General features: G+C 62.6%; 29 protein-coding genes. 21 read left to right on the top strand and 8 right to left on the bottom strand.

Features of this window, described 5'->3' with window-relative positions; genetic code table 11:
• The first annotated feature begins 288 nt into the window (after window positions 1–288).
• Window positions 289–1,509 carry a diguanylate phosphodiesterase gene (locus tag AB3147_RS16760; protein ID WP_367352469.1) on the top strand — a complete coding sequence of 407 codons (1,221 nt, stop codon included), beginning with the start codon at window positions 289–291 and terminating at the stop codon, window positions 1,507–1,509.
• 20 nt (window positions 1,510–1,529) lie between these two features.
• Here the strand turns inward: AB3147_RS16760 and AB3147_RS16755 are convergent, their stop codons facing one another.
• Window positions 1,530–2,069, bottom strand: coding sequence for a hypothetical protein (locus AB3147_RS16755; protein ID WP_239214027.1), 540 nt, complete (start codon window positions 2,067–2,069; stop codon window positions 1,530–1,532).
• A 262-nt stretch (window positions 2,070–2,331) separates the two neighbouring features.
• On the opposite strand from AB3147_RS16755, the gene aqpZ reads away from it, so the two are divergent.
• From aqpZ to AB3147_RS16740, 3 genes are all read left to right on the top strand, one after another.
• Window positions 2,332–3,045 (top strand): aquaporin Z, encoded by a 714-nt coding sequence (aqpZ, locus tag AB3147_RS16750; RefSeq protein WP_175123427.1) that lies wholly within the window; start codon window positions 2,332–2,334, stop codon window positions 3,043–3,045.
• A gap of 136 nt (window positions 3,046–3,181) precedes the next feature.
• The gene (kdsA, locus tag AB3147_RS16745; protein ID WP_239214029.1) at window positions 3,182–4,039 is read left to right on the top strand and encodes a 3-deoxy-8-phosphooctulonate synthase; all 858 of its coding nucleotides are present in this window, start codon (window positions 3,182–3,184) and stop codon (window positions 4,037–4,039) included.
• A 68-nt stretch (window positions 4,040–4,107) separates the two neighbouring features.
• Window positions 4,108–4,416: a DUF3892 domain-containing protein gene (locus tag AB3147_RS16740; protein ID WP_175123425.1), complete on the top strand. Its 309-nt coding sequence runs from the start codon at window positions 4,108–4,110 to the stop codon at window positions 4,414–4,416.
• Between the two features lie 14 nt (window positions 4,417–4,430).
• On the opposite strand, the gene AB3147_RS16735 is transcribed toward AB3147_RS16740, so the two are convergent.
• A complete protein-coding gene (locus AB3147_RS16735; RefSeq protein WP_175123424.1) occupies window positions 4,431–4,916 on the bottom strand; it encodes a GNAT family N-acetyltransferase in 486 nt (161 codons plus the stop codon).
• 161 nt (window positions 4,917–5,077) lie between these two features.
• On the opposite strand from AB3147_RS16735, the gene AB3147_RS16730 reads away from it, so the two are divergent.
• Window positions 5,078–6,727, top strand: coding sequence for a PqiB family protein (locus tag AB3147_RS16730; protein ID WP_239214032.1), 1,650 nt, complete (start codon window positions 5,078–5,080; stop codon window positions 6,725–6,727).
• A 195-nt stretch (window positions 6,728–6,922) separates the two neighbouring features.
• Complete coding sequence (locus AB3147_RS16725; protein WP_175123422.1) at window positions 6,923–7,180, top strand: hypothetical protein; 258 nt, start codon at window positions 6,923–6,925, stop codon at window positions 7,178–7,180.
• Between the two features lie 10 nt (window positions 7,181–7,190).
• Here AB3147_RS16725 and AB3147_RS16720 read toward each other — a convergent pair whose 3' ends face one another.
• Window positions 7,191–7,499 (bottom strand): hypothetical protein, encoded by a 309-nt coding sequence (locus AB3147_RS16720; protein WP_367352468.1) that lies wholly within the window; start codon window positions 7,497–7,499, stop codon window positions 7,191–7,193.
• Window positions 7,500–7,656: 157 nt separating this feature from the next.
• Here AB3147_RS16720 and AB3147_RS16715 point away from each other — a divergent pair, with 157 nt between their 5' ends.
• Window positions 7,657–8,055 carry a RidA family protein gene (locus tag AB3147_RS16715; RefSeq protein WP_367353550.1) on the top strand — a complete coding sequence of 133 codons (399 nt, stop codon included), beginning with the start codon at window positions 7,657–7,659 and terminating at the stop codon, window positions 8,053–8,055.
• Between the two features lie 27 nt (window positions 8,056–8,082).
• On the opposite strand, the gene AB3147_RS16710 is transcribed toward AB3147_RS16715, so the two are convergent.
• Window positions 8,083–8,997, bottom strand: coding sequence for a LysR family transcriptional regulator (locus AB3147_RS16710; RefSeq protein WP_367352467.1), 915 nt, complete (start codon window positions 8,995–8,997; stop codon window positions 8,083–8,085).
• Window positions 8,998–9,118: 121 nt separating this feature from the next.
• Between AB3147_RS16710 and AB3147_RS16705 the strand changes: the two genes are divergently transcribed.
• From AB3147_RS16705 to AB3147_RS16695, 3 genes are all read left to right on the top strand, one after another.
• Window positions 9,119–10,276 (top strand): DSD1 family PLP-dependent enzyme, encoded by a 1,158-nt coding sequence (locus AB3147_RS16705; protein WP_367352466.1) that lies wholly within the window; start codon window positions 9,119–9,121, stop codon window positions 10,274–10,276.
• Window positions 10,277–10,301: 25 nt separating this feature from the next.
• Window positions 10,302–10,688, top strand: coding sequence for a RidA family protein (locus AB3147_RS16700; protein WP_367352465.1), 387 nt, complete (start codon window positions 10,302–10,304; stop codon window positions 10,686–10,688).
• A 95-nt stretch (window positions 10,689–10,783) separates the two neighbouring features.
• Window positions 10,784–11,089: a hypothetical protein gene (locus tag AB3147_RS16695; protein ID WP_367352464.1), complete on the top strand. Its 306-nt coding sequence runs from the start codon at window positions 10,784–10,786 to the stop codon at window positions 11,087–11,089.
• Between the two features lie 25 nt (window positions 11,090–11,114).
• Here the strand turns inward: AB3147_RS16695 and AB3147_RS16690 are convergent, their stop codons facing one another.
• Entirely contained in the window at window positions 11,115–11,414 is a 300-nt protein-coding gene (locus AB3147_RS16690; protein WP_191575872.1) for a DUF2513 domain-containing protein, read from the bottom strand.
• A 123-nt stretch (window positions 11,415–11,537) separates the two neighbouring features.
• Here AB3147_RS16690 and AB3147_RS16685 point away from each other — a divergent pair, with 123 nt between their 5' ends.
• From AB3147_RS16685 to AB3147_RS16665, 5 genes are all read left to right on the top strand, one after another.
• On the top strand, window positions 11,538–11,936 hold the full coding sequence (locus AB3147_RS16685) for a hypothetical protein (protein WP_367352463.1): 399 nt from the start codon (window positions 11,538–11,540) through the stop codon (window positions 11,934–11,936).
• A 93-nt stretch (window positions 11,937–12,029) separates the two neighbouring features.
• On the top strand, window positions 12,030–12,350 hold the full coding sequence (locus AB3147_RS16680; RefSeq protein WP_175123413.1) for a hypothetical protein: 321 nt from the start codon (window positions 12,030–12,032) through the stop codon (window positions 12,348–12,350).
• A 371-nt stretch (window positions 12,351–12,721) separates the two neighbouring features.
• Window positions 12,722–12,925: a cold-shock protein gene (locus AB3147_RS16675; RefSeq protein WP_006220190.1), complete on the top strand. Its 204-nt coding sequence runs from the start codon at window positions 12,722–12,724 to the stop codon at window positions 12,923–12,925.
• Window positions 12,926–13,060: 135 nt separating this feature from the next.
• Window positions 13,061–13,624 (top strand): DUF924 family protein, encoded by a 564-nt coding sequence (locus AB3147_RS16670; protein ID WP_367352462.1) that lies wholly within the window; start codon window positions 13,061–13,063, stop codon window positions 13,622–13,624.
• 322 nt (window positions 13,625–13,946) lie between these two features.
• Window positions 13,947–14,153 carry a cold-shock protein gene (locus AB3147_RS16665; RefSeq protein ID WP_042794090.1) on the top strand — a complete coding sequence of 69 codons (207 nt, stop codon included), beginning with the start codon at window positions 13,947–13,949 and terminating at the stop codon, window positions 14,151–14,153.
• A gap of 96 nt (window positions 14,154–14,249) precedes the next feature.
• Here the strand turns inward: AB3147_RS16665 and AB3147_RS16660 are convergent, their stop codons facing one another.
• Window positions 14,250–14,795 carry a TIGR00645 family protein gene (locus tag AB3147_RS16660; RefSeq protein ID WP_175123411.1) on the bottom strand — a complete coding sequence of 182 codons (546 nt, stop codon included), beginning with the start codon at window positions 14,793–14,795 and terminating at the stop codon, window positions 14,250–14,252.
• A 256-nt stretch (window positions 14,796–15,051) separates the two neighbouring features.
• On the opposite strand from AB3147_RS16660, the gene AB3147_RS16655 reads away from it, so the two are divergent.
• From AB3147_RS16655 to lon, 5 genes are all read left to right on the top strand, one after another.
• A complete protein-coding gene (locus AB3147_RS16655; protein WP_367352461.1) occupies window positions 15,052–15,807 on the top strand; it encodes a metalloprotease LoiP in 756 nt (251 codons plus the stop codon).
• Window positions 15,808–15,970: 163 nt separating this feature from the next.
• Window positions 15,971–17,281 (top strand): trigger factor, encoded by a 1,311-nt coding sequence (gene tig / locus AB3147_RS16650; protein WP_367352460.1) that lies wholly within the window; start codon window positions 15,971–15,973, stop codon window positions 17,279–17,281.
• Between the two features lie 4 nt (window positions 17,282–17,285).
• On the top strand, window positions 17,286–17,939 hold the full coding sequence (clpP, locus tag AB3147_RS16645) for an ATP-dependent Clp endopeptidase proteolytic subunit ClpP (protein WP_175123408.1): 654 nt from the start codon (window positions 17,286–17,288) through the stop codon (window positions 17,937–17,939).
• A gap of 102 nt (window positions 17,940–18,041) precedes the next feature.
• Window positions 18,042–19,340, top strand: a complete 1,299-nt coding sequence (gene clpX, locus AB3147_RS16640; protein ID WP_056562435.1) for an ATP-dependent Clp protease ATP-binding subunit ClpX — start codon at window positions 18,042–18,044, stop codon at window positions 19,338–19,340.
• A 257-nt stretch (window positions 19,341–19,597) separates the two neighbouring features.
• The gene (gene lon, locus AB3147_RS16635; protein WP_175123407.1) at window positions 19,598–22,048 is read left to right on the top strand and encodes an endopeptidase La; all 2,451 of its coding nucleotides are present in this window, start codon (window positions 19,598–19,600) and stop codon (window positions 22,046–22,048) included.
• 203 nt (window positions 22,049–22,251) lie between these two features.
• On the opposite strand, the gene lexA is transcribed toward lon, so the two are convergent.
• Window positions 22,252–22,902, bottom strand: a complete 651-nt coding sequence (lexA, locus tag AB3147_RS16630; RefSeq protein WP_175123406.1) for a transcriptional repressor LexA — start codon at window positions 22,900–22,902, stop codon at window positions 22,252–22,254.
• A 148-nt stretch (window positions 22,903–23,050) separates the two neighbouring features.
• Window positions 23,051–24,250 carry an amino acid aminotransferase gene (locus AB3147_RS16625; protein WP_105239416.1) on the bottom strand — a complete coding sequence of 400 codons (1,200 nt, stop codon included), beginning with the start codon at window positions 24,248–24,250 and terminating at the stop codon, window positions 23,051–23,053.
• Window positions 24,251–24,325: 75 nt separating this feature from the next.
• Here AB3147_RS16625 and uvrB point away from each other — a divergent pair, with 75 nt between their 5' ends.
• The gene (gene uvrB, locus AB3147_RS16620; RefSeq protein WP_367352459.1) at window positions 24,326–26,392 is read left to right on the top strand and encodes an excinuclease ABC subunit UvrB; all 2,067 of its coding nucleotides are present in this window, start codon (window positions 24,326–24,328) and stop codon (window positions 26,390–26,392) included.
• Window positions 26,393–26,531: the final 139 nt, after the last annotated feature.

Raw genomic sequence — 26,531 nt, 5'->3', positions numbered from 1 at the left:
GTGGAAAGTGTCCGGTTACCCGCCGGTTTCCCTGAGCTTTTCAGGCCGATTCGTCCAGACCCACTCTGGAATTCCCAGGCGACAGTGGCACCCAGTGGCGCCATTAAGCCGTGGCCCCATCCACGCAGTCCGTCGGCAGCGATTCATGCGCCGCGTTGACCGCCGATCCATCGACGTGCCGCAGTGACGGCCCGATCGAACAGATTCCGCACAGATCACGCCTGCTCGCTTGAACATTAGCCTTGCCGCGAGCCTTTCCCCGTCCGACCCGTTTGCATAGAGCACGCCATGCTATCGACACTGATATACCGCAGCCGTGCTGTCACTTCGATGAACGCGCAGGATCTGACCGACCTGCTGACGCCCGCCCGAGCTCGCAACGCCGCCCTGCAGGTGACCGGCATATTGCTCTTTGACGGCGTTCATTTCGTCCAGTTGCTGGAAGGCCCCGACGAGGCGGTCAACCTGATATTCGATGCCATCCGGCGCGACGATGCCCACAAGAACGTCGTGCTGCTCATGCAGGATCACGGGCCTACCCGCCGGTTTGGAGGGGATGCGATGGCGCTGCTTGACCTGCGAGCGCTCGATCCCCAACAGGTTTCCGCGCGCATTCTGGCCAAGATGAAAAAGCCGACGCGCTGGCCGGGCGGTGACGACCGGGTGGTAAAGATTCTTGGCTGGTATGCCGATGCGCATGGCACGGACCATATCGTCGAAGGCGACGACGCGGCCAACTGGCGGTTTGCGGCCAGCGGTGTTCGGTTGGCGCATGAAGATCCCGCAGCGCCTGCGCGGCCATATCCCTTTGCGCTGCAACCCATCGTCGATCCCCTGCGGCGTGAGATAACCTCCCTTGAATTCCTGATCCGCGGTCAATCGGGCGGATCGCCGGAACAGTTGTTCGCCAGCCTGGATCCCGCGGACCGTTATCGCGTGGATCTGGAATCCAAGGCCTCGGCATTCGAGCTGGCGCGGCGGCTGGGCCTGACCGATGTAAAGCTGTCGGTCAATCTGTTGCCCATGTCGTTGATTGAAGATCCGGCCGCGGTCGACCGCCTGGTGGATCAGATTGCGGCGTGCGCGCTGTTGCCACAGCATGTGATCGTCGAAATCACCGAACAGGAAGCGATCGAGCGGCCGCGCGCCTTCAGGGATGCGATCGAACGGCTGCGCCGCGCCGGCATCGGCGTTGCGATCGATGATTTCGGGGCTGGCTATGCGGGCCTGTCGCTGCTGGCCGAGTTTCAGCCGGACAAGCTCAAGATCGACCGGCAGCTCATTCAGAACATTCATCAGGACGGACCGCGCCAGGCAATCGTCTGCGGCATTGCCCGCACGTGCAGCGCAATGGGCATCACGCCCGTCGCCGAAGGCGTGGAGCGGATCGAGGAGTGGTGCTGGTTGCAGGCTGCTGGAATCGAACGGTTCCAGGGCTATCTGTTTGCCAAACCAGCGCTCAATGCCGTTCCTGAAGTGCAGTGGCCTGAACGCGTCCGGCTGGACTGATTCGGCTCAGACAGCGCACTTTACCGCCTGCCCGCTTTGGGCAACCACGCCGTGAACCGGGCCGCTGCGCCAAGCGCCGCCAGGATGACCACCGTGCCCACGGTGGTGGTGAAAGCCGGCACGTACATCATCGCCAGATCCGCCAGCACGATGACGACGAACGCGCCTGCCCAAGCCCACGCGATCCGTTCCGCGGTGCGCCGGAACGCCGGGCGGGCGGCCACTTCGGGCGTCACCCGTTCCATCGCGTACTGAAGCGTGAAGGGGCGGCCGGCAAAGATCGAACCCAGCACGATGGCCAGCAGCCCCGCGTCCACCAGCAGCCGAACGCTCAACAGCGACGGACTGAACGCCGGGAAGCGGGTCGCGAAGGCAAGCGCCCCGAACAGGATCAGCGATCCGACCTCGAGTGTCTTGGGCGAAACGTGAAGAACGAACCGGTCCCGGATGACCAGCAGGGCGGAAACGGCCGTGGCGGCCACGAGCGCGGCGTGGGTGCCGACCCGGTGCTCCAACAGCGCAAAGGTGATGAAGGGAACAAAGGCGAGCAGCAGTTTCACGGTGATCCTCCGGCGAAGGCGTCCCGCTGAAATTAGCATCCGCTGTTTGTTTCCGCCAACGAAATCGCGCTCGCCAACTCAGCCAGCGAATGCAGTCCCATCCGCCATCCGAACGATCCCAAGCGGCGTGCGCCCCGGCTATGTTGTCGAGCAGCGTCACGCCTGACGTGCCGGCGTACAAGAATCGTCAAGATTTTCGATTCTTGAATATTGCCTCGCGCGCTTGCCGATACCTTAGGGCTTTCGTTACTGAGGGATGGACATGTATTCACTACCCAAGCGTTGCGGCGCAGAGTTCTTCGGCACCTTCTGGCTGGTGCTGGGCGGTTGCGGCGCGGCGGTGCTTGCCGCCGGTTTTCCCCAACTGGGCATCGGATTCGCGGGCGTTGCGCTGGCGTTCGGCCTGACCGTCCTGACGATGGTCTTCGCTGTGGGCCACATATCTGGCGGGCACTTCAATCCTGCTGTCACAGTCGGCCTGGTGGCCGGCGGACGCTTCCCCGCCCGAGAAATCCTGCCGTACGTCATCGTTCAGGTCCTGGGCGCCATCGCCGCTGCGGCAGTCCTGGCCTGCATCGCCAACGGCAAGCTGGGTTTCGACCTGAGGGCCAGCCACTTCGCCGCCAATGGCTATGGCGCCTATTCACCGGGCAAGTACACGCTGCTGGCCGCGATGGTGACCGAAGTGGTGCTGACGGCCGGCTTTATCTTCGTGATTCTCGGCGCCACCAGCAGGCGGGCGCCGGCCGGCTTTGCGGCCATTCCCATCGGCTTTGCGCTGACCCTTATTCACCTCATCAGCATCCCGGTCACCAACACGTCGGTGAACCCGGCACGCTCGACCGGACCGGCGCTGTTCGTGGGTGGCTGGGCGTTGGAACAGTTGTGGCTGTTCTGGCTGGCGCCTATCGTCGGCGCGGTCATCGGCGCGGTGGCCTACCGGCTGGTCAGCGACCCGGCGATCGAACGCGCCTGACAGGGCGGAAACGCGGCGCGAGGGATCACTTCAGAGCCCCTGTGAGCTGAAAATGGGGCCGGTCAGATGATGGCGCGAGGAAGCAGGTTGTACATTACGCACTATCACCTGCTTCACCTTTACAGGATCGCCCATCATGACCGCCCCAGAAGTCGTTATCTCCCCCTCGATCGCCTGCGCGAACGACCGGCCCTTCGTGCTGTTCGGCGGCATTAATGTGCTGGAATCCAAGGATCTGGCGCTGCGCGCGTGCGAGGAATACCAACGCGTCACCCGCAAACTGGGCATTCCCTACGTATTCAAGGCGTCGTTCGACAAGGCCAATCGCTCGTCCATCCATTCGTACCGCGGCCCAGGCCTCGAAGAAGGCATGAAGATCTTCGAAGCCGTGAAAAAGGAATTCGGTGTGCCGGTCATCACCGACGTCCACGAACCGTGGCAGGCGGCGCCGGTGGCCGAAGTTGCCGATATCCTGCAACTGCCGGCCTTTCTGGCGCGCCAGACCGATCTGGTCGTCGCGCTTGCCAAGACGCAGCGCGTGGTCAACATCAAGAAGCCGCAGTTCCTCAGCCCCGCGCAGATGCTGAACATCGTCGAGAAGTTCACCGAGGCCGGCAACGACAAGCTGATTCTGTGTGATCGCGGCACCAGCTTTGGCTACGACAATCTGGTCGTCGACATGCTGGGTTTCGGCGTCATGAAAAAGGTGTCCAGCAACCGCCCGCTGATCTTCGACGTCACCCACGCGCTGCAGCAGCGTTCGTCGCTGGACGCGGCATCCGGCGGTCGTCGTGAACAGGTCGCAGACCTGGCGCGCGCCGGCATGGCGGTCGGGCTGGCGGGCCTTTTCCTGGAAGCCCACCCCGATCCCAAGAACGCGAAATGCGATGGCCCCAGCGCGTTGCCGCTGGACAAGCTCGAGCCCTTCCTGACGCAACTCAAGCAGCTCGACGACCTGGTGAAGTCCTTTGCGCCGATCGACATCGAACCCTGACGCGCGCGCGGTCATCACACGGCCGCCAAGCTGTTATACGATCCAGGCCAAACGTTAGGGAGGCCTGGATGTCTTTGTATGTGATCGTCGCCGTGCGCAAAGAGGCCGGAAGTGGCCATATCGCCTACGTGCGCTGGGGGCAGGCCGTGCGCGGCGTTCCCGGCTGGATCTCGGAGCCCACGACGGCCGCAGCCGCCGAAGTCATTGAACTCATCAAGGAAGGCGCCGAGGTCGAGACCGCGATCAGTGTCGACGGCCTCACCGTCGCTTCGCGCGCGGTGCGTGTGCTGGTGGACGCCGGCGGGCGTGAACACCTTGCATCGGTGCCGGTGCCCAGTTCCACCTTGCACACGCTGTTCGACCTGCCGGAGTTCTAACCGGTGCGGCTGCCCTAGCGGCGGCCCTCGGCAAAGTTGACCAACGCGTCGCCGGCCATCCGATAGCGCACCCACTCATCCTGCGGCAGCGCGCCGATGGATTGATAGAAGTCGATGGCGGGCTGATTCCAGTCCAGCACACTCCACTCGAGCCGTCCGCAGCCGTTCGCCACGGCCTCGCGTGCCAGATGGCGCAGCAGGTCGCGTCCCGCGCCGATTCCACGGTGCTCGGGCGTGACGTACAGGTCCTCGAGATAGATGCCGTTTTTTCCGAGCCAGGTGGAGTAGCTGTAGAAATAGACGGCGTAGCCTATGGCCTTGCCGTCCAGCAGGCACATCAACGCCCGGGCGGGGGCGCCTTCGGCAAACAAGGTGCGTTCGACGTCGTCGGCGCTGGCGATCACCTCGTGCGCAGCGCGTTCATAGACGGCCAGTTCGGTAATGAAGGCATGGATCTGGGCCGCGTCCGACGGTGCGGCAGGACGAATTTCGATATTCACGGATCTTTCCTGTTTGTTGGGATGGCTATCCTACTCGCTATTGGCGCAGCGGGCAGGCCGGAACGTGGGGAATACCCTTGTTGCGCGGCGGACCGCCCGGCGCGACGCTTTATCGGGATTGCACCCAGAGTCCAGACGCGTGCTCACGAAGGATGCCTTCAATGCCCGAGACTGCTCCTGCTGTCGCACACAAGCCGCCGCCCGCCGGCCGCAGACGGCGGTTTTCCTGGATCTGGCTGGTGCCTATTGTTGCGGCGCTGGGTGGCCTGCTGCTGGTGCTGAAGGTCTGGATGGACGCAGGGCCCGAGGCCACGATCAGCTTCCAGACGGCGGAAGGGCTGGAGGCCGGCAAGACACAGGTGCGCTACAAGGAAGTCAACGTCGGCACCGTCCAGCGCGTGGCGCTCAACGAGGACCGGACCGGCGTGATTGCGACGGTGCAGCTCAACAAGGACGCGGCCGGGCTCCTGCAGGAGGGCACCGTGTTCTGGGTGGTGCGGCCGCGCCTGACGCTCAGTGGCGTTTCAGGCCTGAACACGTTGCTGTCCGGCGCCTACATTGGCCTGGATCCCGCCGGCCGTAATGGCGACAGCGATCCGCGCAAGGCGACCAAGTTCGCTTTCGTCGGTCTGGAAGTCCCGCCCGAGGTGACGCAGGACAGGCCGGGCAAGCGCTTCACCCTCAAGGGCCACGACCTCGGTTCGCTGGACATCGGATCGCCTGTCTATTTCCGGCGCATCGCGGTAGGGCAGGTGGTGAGCTATCGCCTGGATGCCACCGGCCAGGGCGTCGATATCCAGGTGTTTGTCGATGCGCCCAACGACGCCTTCGTCAACGAAGGCACGCGTTTCTGGAACGCCAGCGGGGTGGACTTCTCGGTGGACGCAGGCGGGCTGCAAGTGCGGTCTCAGTCGTTGGTGTCGGTGATCGTGGGCGGCGTCGCCTTCGACTCGGTTGAGACCCGTTTACACACCGCAGCCAAGCCGGACGCCGCGTTCGTCATCTATCCCTCAGAGACTGCGGCGCGCGCGCAGCCGGACGGCACGCCGCTGCGCATCCGCATGCGGTTCGACCAATCGGTGCGCGGACTGTCCGTGGGCGCGCCCATTGACGCGTTTGGCGCGTCGGTCGGACAGGTGGATGCCATCGGACTGGAACTCGATCGCACCACGCAGCAGTTCTATGCCCTGGTGGATGCCACCCTCTATCCGGAACGGCTGGGCGCCAAAACGTTTGAAGAGATCAAGGAGTTTTCGGGCTCTACGGTCACGCATCCCAGCGGCAAGCTGATGGCGGCCTTGATCGACCAGGGATTACGGGCGCAATTGCGCATCGGCAATCTCCTGACAGGCCAGTTGTATGTCGCCTTTGCGGTCTTCCCGGACGCCGAGCCCGTGACGTTCAAGATGGAGGAGGCGCCTTTCATTCCCACGGTGCCGAACAATCTGGACCAGTTGCAGCTGCAGATCAACAGCATCCTGACCAAGCTGGACAGGATTCCCTTTGAAGGTCTGGGCGCTGAACTCAATAACCTGCTGCAGGGCACATCCAAGCTGGTGAAGCGGCTGGACACACAGCTTGCGCCCGAGGCGACCGCGACGTTGCGTCAGGCAAGCCGGTCGCTCGCCGCCGTCGGTGGGCTGCTCAGCCCCGATGCCGGCCTGCCCGTCAACACGAGCGCATTGCTGCAGGAACTGGCGCGCACGGCGAGGTCGCTACGGGAGTTGGCAGACTACCTGCAGGCTCACCCGGGGTCACTGCTGCGAGGGCGCGCGCCGGATCCGGTGACGGGTCGATCGACGGCCCGGTAATGGGCGTAAGCAGCCTTGCATCGAGTTTCCTAACCCGCAGGTGTCCAATACCCCGGACCGCCTGCCGCATCAAAGTGCCGGCGGCCACCTTTGGTGTCTGACACCGGTTTCCATCGGGAACGCGACTTGCTGTATGACGCCGGGGCGCCGGTGGGTTGCGGACCGAGCGGTTCCCCGTCAGAGCGGAGACTCAGCATGGACCATAGTGAAATGATGGCGCGCATGATTACGTTGCCGGTGTCGCCGGGCAGATTCGACGGGTGGGACGGCGTGCTGTCAACCCTTGCGGACTGCCTTATGCAGGTGCAGGGAAAGCTCACGGAAGCCGATGTGAAGCGCTTTCTGGACGTGGGCGCGCTGGTGTATCGGACCTGCTGTCAGGACGAGGCGCGCCAGCGCTGGACGGCCGAGGAACTGGCTGCCTATCACCGCAAGGCGCCTGCAGACGCCTGAGGGGCGCGCTTCAAAAAAGGCACTGCCTCAAGGCAAAGGTCCTGCCAAACGCGCGGACCTCGTCGCCGTCCACCGATGCCGCCACATCCCAGTGGTCGCCTCGGGTGACCAGAATGGATTGACTTGAAAAAGCGTGACGAAGCGCAAACTGCCAGAACGCGCCTTCCGAGCCTTCTGGCGCCAGGTCATGCGGCCCGATCTGCAGCCGCGACGGCCGGGGGGTTGCGCCCACCGACCACTTCAGCGCGATCAACAAGAACGCGAAACGCGCGGATGCAGAAGCGGGTTGAATGCACAGCACTCGAATCTTATCGCTCATGGCCACCACCCTGGCTGAACAGATGAGCCAGCGTAGCAAACGCCGTGCCGAGCATCCATACCGCGTTTGGTCGATTCAACGCAGCGCCCGAGTCCTGACGTATGACCGGTTGATAGAATGGCCGGCCGCCCAGCGCCGTCTTGCTCAGGAGATCCACATGTCCCGAATCGTCGTCAATCCCGATACGGTATTCAATTCTGTGCAGTATGGATTCAGTCAGGCGGTTATCGTGACCGGGCAGCGCCGTATGCTGCTGTCCGGCCAGGTCGGCGTGGACGCCAATGAGAAGACGGTCGGTCCGGGGCTTCAGGTGCAAACCGAGGCCGCGCTGGACAACATCGAGCGCGTGCTGGCGGCGGCCGGCGGCAAACTGTCGCAGGTCATCATGCTGCGCATCTACATCTGCGATTCGGTGAGCACCGAACAGGAAGTCGTGGCGCAGGCGTTGCGGGACCGCTTCAAGGTCGATCCGCCGCCTTCTTCCTGGATCATCGTCAGCGGGCTGTCGCTGCCGGAATGGTTGATCGAGATCGAAGCGGAAGCGATGCTCGACTGAGCAGCGGGTTGCGGCTTTCCATTCCTGCTAGGCTGACGCCTCGCGCCATGGCGGCTGGGCAAAAGCTGCGCGCAGGGACGCCAGAAATCCCGCCGTGCGCGCGGACAACTCCTGCCGGGACTTCACCAACGCCACGACATTCGCGTCGGGCAGATTCCAACCCGCCAGCAACGGCACGAGTTCACCCGTGCGCGTGTGCGCGGTCACGTCCCATTCCGACCGCGCAATGATGCCGTGTCCAGCCCGCGCCCATTCCAACGCCGTCGCGCCGGCATTGCACGACATGACGGGCGCGATGCGCACGGCGACCCCCGCGCCGCGGGCACGCCTGAACCGCCACAGCGTCACGTCCTCGTCGTTTTCGCGCAAGGCGATGCAGTCGTGGTTGCGCAGGTCCTCCGGCGTGGTCGGCGAGCCACGGCGCGCCAGGTAGGCGGGCGATGCGCACAGGATGCGCCGGTTGGGCGCCAGCGGGTAGGCGACCAGCGTGGAGTCGCGCAACTCGCCGATATGAATCATCACGTCCCAGTTATCCGACGCCAGCCGGGGAGGGCCGTCCGACAATGTCAGACTGGCCGTGACGTCTTCGCTGCGCGACCGGAAATCCGCGACCAATCCGGCGATGTAACGTTGCCCGAAGCCCAGCGGTGCAACCACCCGCAGGTGTCCCGCCACGACGCCGCGGCGTCCCGCAAGTTCGTCGGCCAGCAAGGTCAGGTCATTGCAGATCTGCGCGGCCCGCATGGCCAACAGACGGCCTTCTTCGGTCAGCGCGATGCCTCGGGCCGGCCGATTGACCAGCCGTACGCCCAGCCGCTTTTCCAGCGCGTTCAGGCGCTGCGTGATCGCGGGTGGCGTTACGTCCAGCGCGCGCGCTGCTTGCGCAAGCGAGCCGGCGGTCGAAAGGCTCAGGAAAAAGCGCAGGTCGTCAGTGGCAATCATTCAGTTACGGCTTAATGGGATATTAAGTTGCCATTAAACAAGGTAAGCGCCTTCCGCGCCATACTGCGTGCTGATTCCCGCAGGCCCGTCCTGCCTGCCGCTCACTCGCAAAGAGATTGCCATGACCCTGGAAACCGTCGTATCCACGCTGGATGCCCTGGAAACGCCCTGTCTGCTGCTCGATGAAACGCGCATGATGCGCAATATCGCGCGGCTGAACGCCCTGATGGCCGGCCACGGCGTCCGTTTGCGGCCCCATCTGAAAACGCCCAAGTCCATCGAGGTCGCCCGCCGGCTGATGACGACGCCGCAAGGGCCAGCCGCCGTCTCGACCTTGCAGGAGGCCGAACAGTTCGCCGCCGCTGGCGTCACGGATCTGCTGTATGCGGTGGGCGTGTCGCCGTCGAAGCTCAACCGCGTGCTGGCTTTGCGACAGCGCGGCGTCGACCTGACCGTTGTCGTCGACAGCATCGAGGCCGCGCGCGCGGTGTCGGCGCGTGCCAAGGCTGCCGGCGATCCCATCCCGGCGCTCATCGAGATCGATTGCGACGGCCACCGTGCCGGCGTGCAGCCCAAGGACACGGACCAACTGCTGGCAATCGCGCGCGTGTTGCACGAAGACGGCGCGTGCCTGCGCGGCGTCATGACGCACGCGGGCGAATCCTATGGCTGCCGCAGCGTCGAGGCGATTGCGGACATGGCCGAACAGGAACGCTGGGCCGCCGTGAGCTGCGCAAAGGCGATCCGCGGCGCGGGCCTGCCGTGCCCGGTCGTCAGCGTCGGCTCCACGCCCACCGCGCATTTTGCGCGCAATCTGGATGGCGTGACGGAAGTCCGCGCCGGCGTGTACGTCTTCTTCGACTTGGTCATGGCCGGGTTGGGCGTGTGCAGCGTGGACGACATCGCTGCGACGGTGCTGACCACCGTCATCGGCCATCAGCCCGAGAAGGGCTGGATTCTGGTCGACGCGGGATGGATGGCCATGTCGCGGGATCGTGGCACCGCCAAGCAGCCGGTGGATCAGTTGTACGGGCTGGTGTGCGATGTGGACGGCAAGGTCTATCCGGACGTGCTGCTGGCCGAAACCAACCAGGAGCAGGGGATCATCAAGGTGCGCCCTGGCAGCAACGCGGTCCTGCCGGACCTGCCCATCGGCGCCAAACTGCGCATTGTCCCGAATCACGCCTGCGCGACGTGCGCGCAGCACGACGCCTACGAGGTCGTGCGCCCCGGCGAGCCGGGCGTGGTGGCACGCTGGGAACGCTTCCGTGGCTGGTGAGCCGCGCATCAAAAAGGATTTCGGCATGGACTTCATTCAAACGCCCGATGCCACGCCGCCGGCCGGGCATTATTCCCAGGCGGTTCGCGCCAACGGCTTCGTCTTCGTATCGGGGCAGTTGGGTTTTTTGCCGCCGGCCGGACCCGGAGTGCGCCCCGTGCTGGCGGCGGACGCGGCCGGCCAGACAAGGGAAGCGCTGCGCAGCGTGCGGGCCATTCTCGAAGCCGCAGGCTCGTCGGTATCGTCCGTGGTCAACGTCACCGTTTACATCCCGGACGTCAGTCTGTGGGATGAGGTCAACGCGGTGTACGAAGCGTGCTTTGGCAGCCACCGCCCCGCGCGCGCCATCGTGCCCACGCGCGAACTCCATTACGGCGCGCTGGTGGAAATCAGTGTCGTGGCGGTGGGCTGACCGGGTTCTGAGGGGCAAGGACAGACGCGAGAGGCCGGCAAACAGGCGGCGCCTATAATGCGAGCGCCTCAATGCCCTTGGCGGAGACCGTCCACATGCACTACGAGTATCTGTTCTGGTCCATGGCTGCCACGGTGGCCGCCGCACTTGCCGGCGGCGCCTTGTGCGGCCGCCTGCAGTCCGTCAAGCAACTGGTGATCGGCTTGCTGGGGTGGGCGGCGGCAATCTTCGCGGTGGTGCTGCTGCTGGCGCGCCAGGGCGGGTTCGATGAACTGGCGGCGATGCTGTCCATCGCCGCCTTCATGTTCAGTCTGGTGATCGGCACCGCGGCGGCGCTGCTGACGCGGCGTATCCGGCTACACCGTCAACAACAGCAAATGCCTCAATCGTTGCGCCAATGACGCGCAGAGCGGCCGGCCGGGCCTTTCATTCTTCCGCGTCGAAGTCCTCATCCTCTTCGTCGTCCTCATCCTGCTCGAGGGCGTCGTAACCCTTCCAGGTAATGCGCCAGCGCGTCGCACCGGCGTTCGCCGAAGTCTCGCTGACCTGCTTGACCAAGCCAGCGTCTTCCAGCAGGTCCAGGTGATGCGCGATGACCTGCAGGCCTTGCTCTTCGGGATGCGGCGCCAGCGCGGCGTTCTTGATGTCGTGCGTGCTGAGGTTGGGGCCGGGGGCGTCGCGCAGGGCGCCCAGAATCGTGACGACCAAGTCGAAATCGCGTTGCATGTTGTTCACCATGTAGGGGTAAAAGAACACGCCGACGATAGCAGACTTCGGCTGCAGCAATAGGACTGTGCGCGCGCCTGCGTTACAGTCCGGGGTTCTTGCTAAACCACATTCGAAAACACCATGAAAAAACCCGCAGAACGGGATTGCCTGGCGGTCGTCCCCGGCTACACGGGCCAGTCCGCCAAGCTGTTCCTCTCGCGCGGCGAGGATGAGCGCATCGACGGCGTGACCGTCTACGACCTGCTCGGCCACGTCAAGCAGCATGGCGACGCCGAGGCCGCCGCCGCCTGGGTGGGCGAATGGCTCGCCAAAGAGGCCGACAACCGTAAGGCCCGCCGCACGCAGCTCCAGGCCCAGCTTTTCCTGTGCAAGCTGGCCGGTGACGAGAAGACCGCCTTCCTGGCTGCACAAAAGCCGCTGGCCCGCGTGTTGGCCGAAGCCGGGGTGCGCTGCCGTAGCGTGGCGGCCACGTCCGGGGCCGCCCGCCAGTCTCTGGGGCCCCTGTCCAAGAAACGTTAGCCTAAGGCTGTTATAGTCGCGCCTGGGCGTGCGTGAGCACCTGCATGGTGCAGCGCCCTGGCGGGCTCAGCCCGCAAATCAAGGAAGATGGAAATGGAAATACTCAGTCGGCACGTTGCCGACGTAGCGGGCGGCGTCGAGCTGCACACCACGCTGGATGGCGAAAGCATCAGCGTCTATGTCGTGATGGGCATAGATGATCTCAATGCGATCGCAGACATCGTGCCGCGCGAAAAAGTCGATGCAGGAGCGGACATACACGCCGCCAATGTCGACAATGTTGATAATGCGCAAGAACAGATCGACCAAGTGCTGGAAAATATGAATCCCGGCGACGTGGCGGTTTTCCTTTGCTCGGGTCCCGATGCTTTTGGCGCGGCGCTCGACTTGTTGGGTTTACCTATCGACGAGTAAGCCTGACGGCAAACCATAGTGTCATCCAAACGGCGTATTGCAGGTCGTACGCGCTTTTGATGGCATTTATATAAGCCTTGTTTGTTTTTTTATGATGTATTGGTGTTAACACCAATGCAGGGACTCGTTTACCCTTTAAAAACGTGCGAAATAACTGCGCAGTTTCTCTTTGTTGCATTATTGGCACGTATTTTTTAGGATTATGTTGACTTGTGAGGGGAACATAACGATAGTGTCGGCACACGATCACAAGCGTTGCGATTTTCGATCAGTGCCGTGCCTTTTCCGGCTCAGCGTTATTGTTCTACTGTCCCCTCCTTGATTGATTCGTGACCTCCGGGCATTTGCCCATTATCTCTAGGAAATACAGTATGGAAACCGGCGTCGTTAAGTGGTTCAATTCGGAAAAGGGTTATGGCTTCATCACCCCGGAAGCGGGCGGCAAGGACCTCTTCGCTCACTTCTCCGAAATTCAGGGCTCGGGCTTCAAGTCTCTGGAAGAGAACCAGCGCGTCAGCTTTGTGACGGCCAATGGCCCCAAGGGCCCGCAAGCCACGAAGATTCAAGTCCTGTAAGGATCTGAGTTTTCTCAAGAAGGCCCCTCGCGGGGCCTTTTTTGTTTTCTGCGCGGTATCCTTGACGGCCGATTCTCCTCGCGGCCAACGCTTCGGCGGCGGCAGCGCGTCCAAATCCCCCGAGCCATCGCCGCCATGACCACCACACCGCCAAAGCCGTTCGCCCTGCAACCCGACGATGTAGTCGTATTCTGGCTGGACGCGGGTCCCTCGCAGTGGTTCAGCAAAAGCGCCCAGTTCGATGCGGCCTTTCGGGCGCGCTTCGAAGACGCTCATATGGCGGCCGCTTCCCGCCGGCTCGATGCCTGGCTGGACGAACCCGCCGGCGCGATCGCGTTGATGATCCTGTTGGACCAGTTTCCTCGCAACGCCTACCGCGATACCGGGCATATGTTCGCCACTGACGCGTTGGCGCTGCATTTTGCCGAACGCGCCATCGCGGCGGGCCATGATCTTGCGGTCGACGCCTCGCTGCGCCAGTTTTTCTACATGCCGTTCGAACACGCCGAGAACCTGGCGGCGCAGAATCGGGCCATCGCGTTGATGGAGCCGCTGGGCGCGGAAGCCGTGCGATGGGCCGTCCTGCATCGCGACATCATCAAGCGGTTCGGGCGCTTCCCGCACCGGAACGCGGCATTGGCACGGCAGACGACCCAGGCCGAACGCGAGTTCCTGGAATCGGGTGGTTTCGCAGGGTAGGGCGCGCGGCACGCACAGAGCTTTCAAAATGGCGCAGTGTCCACGTGTATCGGTACGTGGCAAGTTGAAAATGTTGAGCGTGCCGTGGGGGCCGGCTTGCGCTCTTTAGCGGGTGTAGCGGGCTTTTCGGGGCGCGAATCCAGCCCTTTCGGACATTTGACGTTTTTCCGGGTTCACCAATAAACTGGTTTCAGCGAGATTCTCAAGCGACGCGGTCTGCGTTCTCCTTGGTCGCCGTCAGTGGTGCCGCGGTTGCTATCCTCTCCCATCCTTGAAGATCTGGCGTCCCGCGAGCAATCGCTTTTTAGGTCAAGGACATCCCATGGCAACCGGCATCGTCAAGTGGTTCAACGCCGAAAAGGGTTATGGCTTCATCATGCCCGACGACGGCAGCAAGGATCTTTTCGCTCACTACTCCGAAATCCGTAGCGAAGGCTATAAGTCGCTACAAGAAAACCAGCGGGTCACTTTCGACGTTGGTACCGGCCCCAAGGGTCCCAGCGCCAAGAACATCAAGGTCGCGGCCTGAGCTTCTTGGGTAGTGCTCCGGGTTCTGACCCGGTGTTCTATCCATAAAAAAGCCCCCACGTTTTGCGCGTGGGGGCTTTTTTTGTCCTGGCTTGGCTTAGTGCTTGGCTGAGCTGCCGGTCGACAGCTTGTCGACCAAGGCGATCCCCAGCGCCGACAGGATGAAGATGGCGTGGATGATGGTCTGCCACATCACGCCGGCTTCGGTGAAGCGCGCGTTCGGCGTGCCGATGGTGCCGGCTTCGATGAAGGTGCGCAGCAGGTGGATCGACGAGATGCCGATGATGGCCATCGCAAGCTTCACTTTCAGCACGCTGGCATTGACGTGGCTAAGCCACTCCGGCTGGTCCGGATGGTTCTGCAGGCGCAGGCGCGACACGAACGTCTCGTAGCCGCCCACGATGACCATCACCAGCAGGTTGGAGATCATGACCACGTCGATCAGTCCCAGCACGATCAGCATGATTTCCATTTCGCCGAAGCTGGTGGCGTGGGTGACCAAATGCCAGAGTTCCTTGAGGAACAGCATCACGTAGACGCCCTGCGCGACGATGAGGCCCAGGTATAGCGGTAGCTGCAGCCAGCGCGAACTGAAGATGAGGCTGGGAAGCAGGCCTAGGCGGGGAGGGGGATTCGGGATCATGTTGGGTGCGAGCCGTTGGGTTTGCGGAAAAAAGCGCGGCGGCAATTCTATCAACGCCATGGGACAGCGGACATCTCTTTTGACCGGCTTTAAAAGGGCCTCGCGATGCTTAGCATGGCAGCCTTCGAATTGCTCGGCTATTTGGTAAGAGAAAATCGCATTTGCGAAACTCTGTGCCGGAATGCTTCGAAAGCTGTGGGCGTATATAGAATTGCCGCCTCGTTTGCATAGAACAAGTCAATAGGAGTTTGTTCCCATGAAGATCCGCTACACCGTCGCCGCGTTGGCCGTTGCGCTCGCCCCTTACTCGGCCGCACATGCGTTGGACATCGGTGGGCTCGTCGGCGCCGGCGCCAAGGTCGTCCAGGCGGCCACGCTGAGCGATGCCGAGATCAAGACCCTGTCGGACAAGGCGTGCGCGCAAAGCGATTCGCAGGAAAAGACCGCCGCGCCGGGCAGCAAGTACGACGCCCGTCTGCAGAAGATCGCCAAGGCGCTGGGCAGCACGGTCAATGGCCAGAAGGCCAGCTACAAGGTCTATGTCACCAAGGACGTCAACGCGTGGGCAATGGCCAACGGCTGCATCCGCGTGTATAGCGGTCTCATGGACATGATGACGGACGACGAAGTGATGGGCGTGGTCGGCCACGAAATCGGTCACGTGGCGCTGGGCCACACCAAGAAGGCGATGCAGACCGCCTACACGGTGTCGGCTGCGCGTGATGCGGCGGGCGCGGCTGGCGGCGCGACGGTGGCTCAGTTGAGCTCCTCGCAACTGGGCGACCTGACCGAGAAGTTCATCAATGCGCAGTTCTCGCAATCGCAGGAAAGTGCGGCGGACGATTATTCGTTCGACCTGCTGCAGTCCAAGAAACAGAATACGCGTGGCCTCGTGACCGCGTTCCAGAAGCTGGCCGAGCTGGACGGCGGCAAGAGCGATATGATGAGCTCCCACCCGTCCTCGGCCAAGCGTGCACAACACATCGAAGACCGCATCGCCAAGGCCAAGTAACCTCTCGGCTAGGCGTCCGTCCTCGCTTTTTGGGCGATAAACGGGGCGCGAGCATCCGGGCAAATCCGGGGCTCGCGCCCCTTTGCGTCAGGGTTCCGGAAGTTCCGGTAAAATGCCGCGTTTATCCGCCCGTAATCTCATCTCTCGGAAAATAGGTCTTTTAATGCAGCCTGTGGTTGAAACCCTCTCCGGCCTGGAGCGCCGTGTTGATCTGGCCGTCTCGGTGGCCGACGTCGAAAAGGAAGTCCAGGCGCAATTGAAGCGCGTGGCTCGGACCGCCAAGGTCCCCGGCTTCCGTCCGGGCAAGGCGCCGCTCGCCATGCTCGAGCGCAGCCATGGCCCCAGCATCCGCTACGACGTGATCAATAGCCAAGTTGGCCGTGCCTTTGAACAAGCCATCGACGGCGCCAAGTTGCGCGTTGCCGGCGCCCCGAACCTCGAGCCCAAGACGGAAGGCGTTTCCGACGACACGCTGGCGTTCACCGCCACGTTCGAGGTCTACCCCGAAGTCGCCGTGCCGGACCTGTCCGAACTGGCCGTCACCCGCTACGAAACCGCCGTCACCGACGCGGAAGTCCAGCAGACGCTGGACGTGCTGCGTAAGCAACGCGCCACGTTCGAAGCCCGTGAAGGCCGCGCCAGCGCCGACGGCGACCGCGTCACCCTCGACTTCGCCGGCGCCATCGACGGCGTGCCGTTCGAAGGCGGCAAGGCCGAAGACTTCCCGTTCGTGCTCGGCCAAGGCCGCATGCTGCCGGAATTCGAAGAAGCCGCCCGCGGCCTGAAGGCTGGCGAAACCAAGGTTTTCCAGCTCAAGTTCCCGGATGACTACCAAGGCGTTGAAGTCGCCGGCAAGACCGCCGAATTCACCATCACCATCAAGGAAGTGGCTGAAGGCGTCCTGCCCGAACTGAACGGCGAATTCGCCAAGTCGCTCGGCCAAGCGGAAGGCGACGTCGAAAAGCTCAAGGCCGACATCCGCAGCAACATCGAGCGCGAAGTCAAGGTCCGTTCGCAAGGCCGCACCAAGGCCAGCGTCATGGACGCCCTGGTCGAAGCCGGCAAGTTCGACGTGCCGAAGGCCCTGATCGACAACGACGTGCAAGGCCGTATCGCCGCTGCCCGCGAAGAACTGAAGCAGCGCGGCGTGCCCAACGCCGAATCCGTGCCGATCCCGGCCGAGGCTTTCTCGACCGAATCCGAGCGCCGCGTCCGCCTTGGCCTGCTGGTGTCCGAACTGGTCAAGCAAGCTCAGCTGCAAGCCAAGCCGGAACAGGTGCGCGCACGCATCGAAGAGTTCGCCCAGAACTACGAACAACCCGCCCAGGTTGTCAGCTATTACCTGGCAGACCGCCAGCGTCGTGCTGAAATCGAGGCTATCGTGCTCGAAGACAACGTCGTCGCGCATGTTCTGGAAAAGGCCAAGGTCACCGACGAAAAGGTGGCTTTCGATCAGTTGATGGGGATGGCGTAACACTATGCAGAGATTCACCGATTTCTATGCGGCAATGAATGGCGGGTCTTCGGTGACCCCCACCGGCCTGGGCTACATTCCCATGGTGATCGAGCAGTCGGGGCGCGGCGAGCGCGCCTACGACATCTATTCGCGTCTGCTCCGCGAACGGCTCATTTTCCTGGTGGGTCCGGTGAACGACGCCACGGCCAACCTGGTCGTGGCTCAGTTGCTGTTCCTGGAATCGGAGAATCCTGACAAGGACATTTCCCTGTACATCAACTCGCCCGGCGGGTCGGTGTACGCGGGAATGGCCATTTTTGACACCATGCAGTTCGTCAAACCGGACGTGTCCACCCTGTGCACCGGCCTCGCGGCCAGCATGGGCGCGTTCCTGCTGGCGGCTGGCAAGAAGGGCAAGCGTTTCACCCTGCCCAACTCGCGCATCATGATTCACCAGCCCTCGGGCGGCGCCCAGGGCCAGGCTTCCGACATCCAGATCCAGGCCCGCGAAATCCTGGACCTGCGCGAGCGCCTCAACCGCATCCTGTCCAACAACACCGGACAGAGCATGGAGCGCATCGAACTGGACACGGAACGTGACAACTTCATGTCGGCCGAAGATGCGGTATCGTATGGCCTGGTGGACAAGGTCATGGCCTCCCGGTCCGAAGGCTGACTTCCCGGTTGAACCAGACCCGCTGCCATCATGTTTGAGTAAGCGCATGCGCTAGGCCATTTACCCGGCCTGGCGCATCTTTACCTGAGATACGAAAGAAATATGCCTGAAAAAAAGGGATCGGCAGACGCTAAGGTGCTGCATTGCTCGTTTTGCAATAAAAGCCAGCACGAAGTCCGCAAGCTGATCGCGGGTCCGTCGGTATTCATCTGCGATGAATGCATAGATCTGTGCAACGACATCATCCGCGAAGAGGCGCAGGCCACCGCGCGCGCGGCGATTCGTTCCGAGCTGCCCACTCCGGCTGAAATCAAGACTTTCCTCGACCAGTACGTCATTGGGCAATCGTCGCCCAAGCGCATGCTGGCCGTGGCCGTCTACAACCACTACAAGCGCATTCGCCACGGCGAAATCAAGGGCGACGAAGTCGAACTCTCCAAGAGCAACATCATGCTGATCGGGCCCACCGGCTCCGGCAAGACGCTCCTGGCCCAGACGCTGGCTCGCATGCTGAACGTGCCCTTCGTCATGGCCGACGCCACCACGCTGACCGAAGCCGGTTATGTGGGTGAAGACGTCGAAAACATCATTCAGAAGTTGCTGCAGAACTGCAACTATGAAGTCGAAAAAGCCCAGCGCGCCATCATCTACATCGACGAGATCGACAAGATTTCGCGCAAGTCCGACAACCCGTCCATCACCCGCGACGTGTCGGGCGAGGGCGTGCAGCAGGCCTTGCTGAAGCTGATCGAAGGCACGGTGGCGTCGGTGCCCCCGCAGGGCGGGCGCAAGCACCCCAACCAGGATTTCGTGCAGGTCGACACGACCAACATCCTGTTCATCGTGGGCGGCGCCTTCGACGGACTGGAAAAGGTCATCCGCGACCGCACTGAAAAGTCCGGTATCGGTTTCTCGGCGTCCGTGCGCGCCAAGTCCGAGCGCGGCGTCGGTGAACTGTTCTCCGAAGTCGAGCCCGAAGACCTCATCAAGTTCGGTCTCATCCCCGAATTGGTCGGCCGTCTGCCCGTGGTCGCCACGCTGGACGAGCTGGACGAAGCCGCGCTGGTCCAGATTCTGACCGAACCCAAGAACGCCCTGCTCAAGCAATTCCAGAAGCTGTTTGCCATGGAAGGCGCCGAGCTCGACGTGCGCCCCGCCGCACTGAAGGCCATCGCCCGCAAGGCGCTGCGTCGCAAGACGGGTGCTCGCGGTCTGCGCTCCATCATCGAGCAGGCGCTACTCGACACCATGTACGACCTGCCGTCGCAGGGCAACGTCAAGCGTGTGGTGCTCGACGAAAACGCCATCGAAGGCGAGGGCAAGCCCTTGCTGATCTACGCGGATGAAAACGCCGCGCCAGAGAAGCCGGAGCGCGGAGAAGTCCGCGACGCCGCCGCCTGATATTTCAAAAAAGCCCGTTCTCGTAACGGGTTTTTTTGCCTAGGGCGCTTCTCCATCCACGATCACGCTTTTCAGCCGGCCGCCATGGCCGCATACTGAAGACGGTTCCAGGGCCTTTTTGGGGCCTTTTGGTGATCCAGGCGGCCGAGATCTTGAATTTTCGGCTATTGTTCCCATAACAGACGTAATTGACGAGTTTGCTCGGGTATTACCCGGGTTCCCGTCCCCATACGCCGAGTCATACCGAGGAACCTCATATGTCTGCCAGCCAGACCCTGCCTTCCGACCCGATCGACCTTCCCCTGCTGCCGCTGCGCGACGTCGTAGTGTTCCCGCATATGGTCATCCCGCTGTTCGTCGGCCGTCCGCGCTCCATCCGCGCGCTCGAGGTCGCGATGGAAGCGGGCAAAAGCATCATGCTGGTGGCTCAAAAGTCCGCCGGCAAAGATGACCCCACGCCTGAAGACGTATACGAAATTGGCTGCGTCGCCGGCATCCTGCAAATGCTCAAGCTGCCCGACGGCACCGTGAAGGTGCTGGTTGAAGGCACGCAGCGCGCGCGCATCAACACCATCGAAGACGCCGATTCGCACTTCACCTGCCAGGTGTCGCCTATCGAACCGGACGCCATGCAGGGCTCCGAAACAGAAGCCTTGCGCCGCGCCATCGTTGCGCAGTTCGAGCAGTACGTAAAGCTCAACAAGAAGATCCCCCCGGAGATCCTGACCTCGCTGGCTGGCATCGACGATGCTGGCCGCCTGGCCGACACGATCGCCGCGCATCTTCCCCTGAAGCTCGAGCAGAAGCAGAAGATGCTCGAGATCACCGGCACCTCCGAACGCCTCGAAGGCTTGCTCACGCAACTCGAAACCGAAATCGACATCCTCCAGGTCGAGAAGCGGATTCGTGGCCGCGTGAAGAAGCAGATGGAAAAGAGCCAGCGCGACTACTACCTGAATGAGCAGGTCAAGGCCATTCAGAAAGAGTTGGGCGAAGGCGAAGAGGGCGCGGACATCGAAGAGCTTGAAAAGAAGATCATCGCTGCCCACATGCCCAAAGAGGCGCGCAAGAAAGCCGATGCCGAGCTCAAGAAGCTCAAGCTCATGTCGCCCATGTCGGCCGAAGCCACTGTGGTGCGCAACTATATCGACACGCTCATCAATCTCCCCTGGAGAAAGAAGAGCAAGATCAACAACTCGATCAGCAACGCCGAGACGGTGCTGGACAACGACCACTACGGTCTCGAAAAGGTCAAGGAACGGATCCTCGAATATCTTGCCGTGCAACAGCGCGTGGACAAGGTGAAGGCGCCGATCCTGTGCCTGGTCGGCCCTCCGGGCGTCGGTAAAACCTCGCTTGGTCAGTCGATCGCCAAGGCCACGAACCGCAAGTTCGTGCGTATGGCCCTGGGCGGCGTGCGCGACGAAGCCGAGATCCGCGGTCACCGTCGTACGTACATCGGCTCGATGCCCGGCAAGATCGTGCAGAACATGTCGAAGGTTGGCGTGCGCAATCCGCTGTTCCTGCTTGATGAAATCGACAAGCTGGGCATGGATTTCCGCGGCGATCCCTCGTCGGCCTTGCTCGAAGTGCTGGACCCGGAACAGAACCACACATTCCAGGACCACTACATCGAGGTCGACTTCGATCTCTCCGACGTCATGTTCGTGGCGACCAGCAACACGCTGAACATTCCGCCGGCCCTGCTGGATCGTATGGAAGTGATCCGCCTGTCGGGTTACACCGAGGAAGAAAAGATCCACATCGCCCGCGACCATCTGCTGCCCAAGCTGATGAAGAACAACGGCGTGAAGGATACCGAGCTGACTGTCGACGACAGCGCGCTGCGCGATATCGTGCGTTACTACACCCGCGAAGCCGGTGTCCGTGCGCTCGAGCGCGAAGTGGGCAAGATCTGCCGCAAGGTCATCAAGCAATTGCTGACCCAAAGCGATCGCGCCAAGGCTGAGGGCAAGACGCTCGAGGTCAAGGCGGTCAACGTCACGGCCGACAACCTCAGCGATTACCTCGGTGTGCGCCGCTACGCGTTTGGCATGGCCGAAAAGGAAAACCAGATCGGTCAGGTGACCGGCCTGGCGTGGACGGAAGTCGGCGGCGACCTGCTGACGATCGAAGTCGCGGACATGCCCGGCAAGGGCGTCATCCAACGTACGGGTTCGCTCGGCGACGTGATGAAGGAATCGGTCGAAGCGGCGCGCACCGTTGTGCGTTCGCGGGCTCGCCGCCTGGGCTTTGCCGACAGCGTCTTCGAAAAGCACGACATGCACGTGCACGTGCCGGAAGGTGCGACGCCCAAGGACGGTCCGTCCGCGGGTATCGCGATCACCACGGCCATGGTGTCGGCCCTGTCGCGCATCCCGGTGCGCGCCGACGTCGCCATGACGGGCGAGATCACGCTGCGCGGCGAAGTGCTGCCGATCGGCGGCCTGAAGGAAAAGCTGCTCGCGGCTCACCGTGGCGGTATCAAGACGGTTCTGATTCCGGAAGAAAACGTCAAGGATTTGGCGGAGATCCCGGACAACGTCAAGAACCACCTCGAGATCGTGCCGGTGCGTTGGATCGACAAGGTGCTGGAACTGGCCTTGGAGCGTCTGCCGGAGCCGTTGGCCGAGGAAGAAGCCGTCAAGGAGCCCCTGGTTGCCAAGCCGGCTGAACCCGGCTCTACCGACCCGGTCATGAAGCACTGATGGCGTCTTGAACGCCAGGGCGCTCTCGAAAGAGGGCGCCCGAAGCCCAAGGGTGTCTAAAGTCTTACGGACCGCCCCAAAGCAAAAAACCCCGCTCAGTGAGCGGGGTTTTCTTTTGGATGTGGCATACCGGTAGCGAGGTATGGCGTAGGCGGCGTAAGCCGCCTGCAGGGCTTGGCTATGTGCAGGACAAGGTCCCCGGCTTAGTGCAGCGCTTGCGTGCGGATAAGACCCACCGCAATGCCTTCCAGCGCGAATTCCTGATCGGCCTTGACCACGATGGTTTCGAAGTCGGGATTTTCAGGCAGGAGCTCGATATGGCCGTTCTGGCGTTGAAGGCGCTTGACCGTGACATCGTCGCCGATACGAGCCACCACGATCTGGCCATTGCGGGCTTCAGATGCCTTTTTGACAGCCAGCAGATCGCCTTCAAGGATGCCTGCGTCGCGCATGCTCATGCCGCGGACTTTGAGCAGATAATCGGGCGCCTGGGCAAAGAGGCTGGGGTCCACGCCGACTTCGCGTTCGACATGCTCGGCCGCAAGAATCGGGCTACCCGCCGCAACACGGCCGACCAGCGGCAAGAGAAGCTGGGCGAGGGCAGGGATGGGGAGTGAGGCCTGGGCGGGCGCGGTGGCGGCGTCCTTCAGACGGATGCCCCGCGAGGCGCCGGCCGTGAGCTCGATGGCGCCCTTGCGTGCCAACGCCTTGAGGTGGTCTTCGGCGGCGTTGGGAGAGCGAAAACCCAGGGCCTGGGCGATCTCGGCACGCGTCGGCGGAAAGCCGGTGCGCGTGACCGTTTGCCTGATGAGGTCCAGGATTTGTTGTTGGCGATCCGTGAGTTTGCTGGCCATGGCGATGATCCGGTGCGAGCGGACTGTACATATATACAGCGCCATTCTGGGGGACGCAGCGCAAAAAAGCAAGCCGGTCTCGAAGCCAGCAAAAACGGGACCCGCAGGTCCCGTTTCTGGCTGAAGACGGCTTGGGCCGCCTGGTGATTTACAGCACAGCTGCGATGCCGGCTGCCACCTTGTCGATGTTGCCGCTGTTCAATGCGGCCACGCAGATGCGTCCGCTGGACACGGCGTAGACGCCATGTTCTTCACGCAGACGGTCCACCTGAGCGGCGGAGAGGCCCGAGTACGAGAACATGCCGCGCTGCTTCAGCACGAAGCTGAAGTCCTGCTTGCCGCCGTGCTCTTTGATCTTGTCGACCAGTTGCGCGCGCATCAGGCGGATGCGATCACGCATGCCGGCCAGTTCTTCTTCCCAGAGGGCGAACAGCTCGGGCGTGTTCAGCACCGTGGAGACCACCGTGCCGCCGTGCGTGGGCGGGTTGGAGTAGTTGGTGCGGATGACACGCTTGAGCTGGCTCAGCACGCGCGTGGCTTCGTCCTTGCTGCCGGCCACGACGGTCAGCGCGCCGACGCGCTCGCCGTACAGCGAGAACGACTTCGAGAACGACGAGCTGATGAACATGGTCATGTCCAGGTCCGCGAACAGGCGCACGACCGAGGCGTCTTCCGTCAGGCCGTCGCCAAACCCTTGGTAGGCGATGTCCAGGAACGGGACCAGGTTGTTTTCCTTGACGACAGCGGCGATCTGCTTCCACTGGTCGGGGGTGGGATCCGCGCCCGTTGGGTTGTGGCAGCACGCATGCAGCACGACGACGGTCTTGGCGGGCGCGGCCTTCAGGTCGGCCAGCATGGCTTCGAAGTTCAGGCCGCGGGTGGTGGCGTCGTAGTAGGCATAGGTGCCGACTTCAAAACCGGCGCGTTCGAACAGGGCGCGGTGGTTTTCCCAGCTGGGGTCGCTGATCAGGACCTTGGAGCCCGGCAGCAATTGGCGCAGGAAATCGGCGCCGATCTTCAGAGCGCCAGTGCCGCCCAGTGCTTGCGTGGTCAGCACGCGACCAGCGGCAGCCAGCGCGGAATCCTTGCCCAGCAGCAGCGCCTGAGCACCGGCGTTGTAGCCGGCGATGCCTTCGATCGGCAGATAGCCGCGAGCGGCGGCGGCTTCGATGCGGGCGGTTTCGGCCTTGCGCACTGCGCCCAGGAGCGGGATCCGTCCCTGATCATCGTAATACACGCCCACGCCCAGGTTCACTTTACCGGGGCGGGTGTCCGCGTTGTATTGTTCGTTCAGGCCAAGAATGGGGTCGCGCGGCGCGAGCTCGACGGAATCGAATAGGGTGCTCATGGGACTCTGATGAGGTGGGTGGACGCAGTACGAAGTGCTGTGGATAATGGGGGGTTTACCCTGGAACAGTCTAGCATGCCTAAGAGCGCAATAGACCCGAGCGCGGGGGTTCCCGCCGCAGGTCCGGGATTCGTCGATTTCCCTGACAGCCCGTTTCACCTCTATCAACCCTATCCGCCGGCGGGGGACCAGCCCACGGCCATCGCAGGGCTGACGCAGGGTGTCGAAGACGGCCTCATGTACCAGACGCTTCTGGGCGTGACCGGGTCAGGCAAAACCTACACCATGGCCAACGTGATCGCGCGCATGGGCCGCCCGGCGCTGGTCCTTGCGCCCAACAAGACATTGGCCGCGCAGCTCTACGCCGAAATGCGCGAGTTCTTCCCGAAGAACGCGGTGGAGTATTTCGTTTCTTACTACGATTACTACCAGCCCGAGGCCTATGTGCCGACGCGCGACCTGTTCATTGAAAAAGACTCGTCCATCAACGAACACATCGAGCAGATGCGGCTGTCGGCCACCAAAAGCCTGCTCGAACGGCGCGACACGATCATCGTGGGCACGGTGTCGTGCATCTACGGTATCGGCAACCCGGGCGACTATCACGCGATGGTGTTGATCCTTCGCGCGGGCGACCAGATCGCCCGACGCGAGATCCTCGCGCGCCTGGTCGCCATGCAGTACACCCGTAATGACGCCGAGTTCACGCGTGGGGTCTTCCGCGTGCGCGGCGAGACCATCGACATTTTCCCGGCAGAAAGCGCCGAGCTCGCGTTGCGCGTGACGTTGTTCGATGACGAAATCGAAACGCTCGAACTGTTCGATCCGCTGACGGGTCGCATCCGCCAGAAGCTGCCGCGCTTCACCGTCTATCCCGGCTCGCATTATGTGACGCCGCGCGACACCGTGCTGCGCGCCATCGAAACCATCAAGGAAGAGCTGCGCGAACGCGTCAAGCGGTTCGTCGACGATGGCCACCTGGTCGAGGCTCAGCGTCTTGAGCAACGCACCCGCTTCGATCTGGAAATGCTGCAGGAGCTTGGGTTCTGCAAGGGCATCGAGAACTACTCGCGTCATTTGTCAGGCGCCGCGCCGGGAGACCCGCCACCGACCCTGATTGATTACCTGCCGTCCGACGCGCTGATGTTCATCGACGAGAGCCACGTCACGATCGGCCAGCTCAGCGCCATGTACCGCGGCGACCGGTCCCGCAAGGAAACGCTGGTGCAGTACGGTTTCCGCCTGCCGTCGGCGCTGGACAACCGTCCGCTCAAGCTCGAGGAGTTCGAGACGCGGATGCGCCAGTGCGTATTCGTGTCGGCAACGCCTGCCGCGTACGAACAGGAGCACGCGGACAACGTCGTGGAGCAAGTGGTGCGTCCCACGGGCCTTGTCGATCCTATCGTCCAGGTGTTGCCCGCTCGCACGCAGGTGGACGACCTGCTGGGCCAGATCAAGGCGCGAGTTTCTCAAGGCGACCGCGTGCTGGTCACGACGCTGACCAAGCGGATGGCCGAAGACCTGACGGACTTCCTGAGCGAGCACGGCGTGAAAGTGCGCTACCTGCACTCGGACATCGACACGGTCGAGCGCGTCGAAATCCTGCGGGACCTGCGCTTGGGCACGTTCGACGTCCTGGTGGGGATCAACCTGCTGCGCGAGGGGCTGGATATTCCGGAGGTGTCGCTGGTGGCCATCCTGGATGCCGACAAGGAGGGCTTCCTGCGCTCAGAGCGCAGCCTCATTCAGACCATCGGCCGCGCGGCCCGCAACCTGAACGGTCACGCAATTCTCTATGCCGACCGCATCACGGATTCGATGAAACGCGCCATGGACGAGACTGCCCGCCGGCGCACGAAGCAGCTTCAATTCAACGTCGACAACGGCATCACTGCGCGCGGCGTGCACAAGGCGGTGCGTGAATTGATCGACGGTATCGTGGCCCCTGCCCAACACGACACGCTGGAAGCGGCAGTTCCCGCGGAATTGTTGAAGGATGAGAAGGCCCTGGCGCGCGAGATCAAGCGACTGGAAAAGCTGATGATGGACCACGCCCGCAATCTCGAATTCGAACAGGCTGCTGCCGCCCGAGACTCGCTCAATGCCCTCAAGCAGCGTGTGCTGCTGGACGGGGCGGTGTAGGGCAGGGCCAAATGTTTCAATTCATGTCTGTTCGCTTACGGTAAGCTGAAAATGCGCAAAAGTGGTGCGCTGCCATCATGGTGTAACCATTCCGGAATTTTGCACGCGTTGCGTCTCATGGGTTACCTGAATACAAGCT

It is taken from the genome of Achromobacter animicus, assembly GCF_040775605.1.
In the GTDB taxonomy this organism is placed as follows: Bacteria; Pseudomonadota; Gammaproteobacteria; order Burkholderiales; family Burkholderiaceae_B; genus Achromobacter; species Achromobacter animicus.
This window is presented reverse-complemented; position numbering and strand designations above follow the sequence as displayed.

What these genes read in the sequence shown, in the direction of transcription:
- AB3147_RS16760 (WP_367352469.1), top strand. Translation starts at nt 289, where the DNA reads ATGCTATCGACACTGATATACCGCAGCCGTGCTGTCACTTCGATGAAC.
- aqpZ (WP_175123427.1), top strand. Translation starts at nt 2,332, where the DNA reads ATGTATTCACTACCCAAGCGTTGCGGCGCAGAGTTCTTCGGCACCTTC.
- kdsA (WP_239214029.1), top strand. Translation starts at nt 3,182, where the DNA reads ATGACCGCCCCAGAAGTCGTTATCTCCCCCTCGATCGCCTGCGCGAAC.
- AB3147_RS16740 (WP_175123425.1), top strand. Translation starts at nt 4,108, where the DNA reads ATGTCTTTGTATGTGATCGTCGCCGTGCGCAAAGAGGCCGGAAGTGGC.
- AB3147_RS16730 (WP_239214032.1), top strand. Translation starts at nt 5,078, where the DNA reads ATGCCCGAGACTGCTCCTGCTGTCGCACACAAGCCGCCGCCCGCCGGC.
- AB3147_RS16725 (WP_175123422.1), top strand. Translation starts at nt 6,923, where the DNA reads ATGGACCATAGTGAAATGATGGCGCGCATGATTACGTTGCCGGTGTCG.
- AB3147_RS16720 (WP_367352468.1), bottom strand. Translation starts at nt 7,499, where the DNA reads ATGAGCGATAAGATTCGAGTGCTGTGCATTCAACCCGCTTCTGCATCC.
- AB3147_RS16715 (WP_367353550.1), top strand. Translation starts at nt 7,657, where the DNA reads ATGTCCCGAATCGTCGTCAATCCCGATACGGTATTCAATTCTGTGCAG.
- AB3147_RS16710 (WP_367352467.1), bottom strand. Translation starts at nt 8,997, where the DNA reads ATGATTGCCACTGACGACCTGCGCTTTTTCCTGAGCCTTTCGACCGCC.
- AB3147_RS16705 (WP_367352466.1), top strand. Translation starts at nt 9,119, where the DNA reads ATGACCCTGGAAACCGTCGTATCCACGCTGGATGCCCTGGAAACGCCC.
- AB3147_RS16700 (WP_367352465.1), top strand. Translation starts at nt 10,302, where the DNA reads ATGGACTTCATTCAAACGCCCGATGCCACGCCGCCGGCCGGGCATTAT.
- AB3147_RS16695 (WP_367352464.1), top strand. Translation starts at nt 10,784, where the DNA reads ATGCACTACGAGTATCTGTTCTGGTCCATGGCTGCCACGGTGGCCGCC.
- AB3147_RS16690 (WP_191575872.1), bottom strand. Translation starts at nt 11,414, where the DNA reads ATGCAACGCGATTTCGACTTGGTCGTCACGATTCTGGGCGCCCTGCGC.
- AB3147_RS16685 (WP_367352463.1), top strand. Translation starts at nt 11,538, where the DNA reads ATGAAAAAACCCGCAGAACGGGATTGCCTGGCGGTCGTCCCCGGCTAC.
- AB3147_RS16680 (WP_175123413.1), top strand. Translation starts at nt 12,030, where the DNA reads ATGGAAATACTCAGTCGGCACGTTGCCGACGTAGCGGGCGGCGTCGAG.
- AB3147_RS16675 (WP_006220190.1), top strand. Translation starts at nt 12,722, where the DNA reads ATGGAAACCGGCGTCGTTAAGTGGTTCAATTCGGAAAAGGGTTATGGC.
- AB3147_RS16670 (WP_367352462.1), top strand. Translation starts at nt 13,061, where the DNA reads ATGACCACCACACCGCCAAAGCCGTTCGCCCTGCAACCCGACGATGTA.
- AB3147_RS16665 (WP_042794090.1), top strand. Translation starts at nt 13,947, where the DNA reads ATGGCAACCGGCATCGTCAAGTGGTTCAACGCCGAAAAGGGTTATGGC.
- AB3147_RS16660 (WP_175123411.1), bottom strand. Translation starts at nt 14,795, where the DNA reads ATGATCCCGAATCCCCCTCCCCGCCTAGGCCTGCTTCCCAGCCTCATC.
- AB3147_RS16655 (WP_367352461.1), top strand. Translation starts at nt 15,052, where the DNA reads ATGAAGATCCGCTACACCGTCGCCGCGTTGGCCGTTGCGCTCGCCCCT.
- tig (WP_367352460.1), top strand. Translation starts at nt 15,971, where the DNA reads ATGCAGCCTGTGGTTGAAACCCTCTCCGGCCTGGAGCGCCGTGTTGAT.
- clpP (WP_175123408.1), top strand. Translation starts at nt 17,286, where the DNA reads ATGCAGAGATTCACCGATTTCTATGCGGCAATGAATGGCGGGTCTTCG.
- clpX (WP_056562435.1), top strand. Translation starts at nt 18,042, where the DNA reads ATGCCTGAAAAAAAGGGATCGGCAGACGCTAAGGTGCTGCATTGCTCG.
- lon (WP_175123407.1), top strand. Translation starts at nt 19,598, where the DNA reads ATGTCTGCCAGCCAGACCCTGCCTTCCGACCCGATCGACCTTCCCCTG.
- lexA (WP_175123406.1), bottom strand. Translation starts at nt 22,902, where the DNA reads ATGGCCAGCAAACTCACGGATCGCCAACAACAAATCCTGGACCTCATC.
- AB3147_RS16625 (WP_105239416.1), bottom strand. Translation starts at nt 24,250, where the DNA reads ATGAGCACCCTATTCGATTCCGTCGAGCTCGCGCCGCGCGACCCCATT.
- uvrB (WP_367352459.1), top strand. Translation starts at nt 24,326, where the DNA reads ATGCCTAAGAGCGCAATAGACCCGAGCGCGGGGGTTCCCGCCGCAGGT.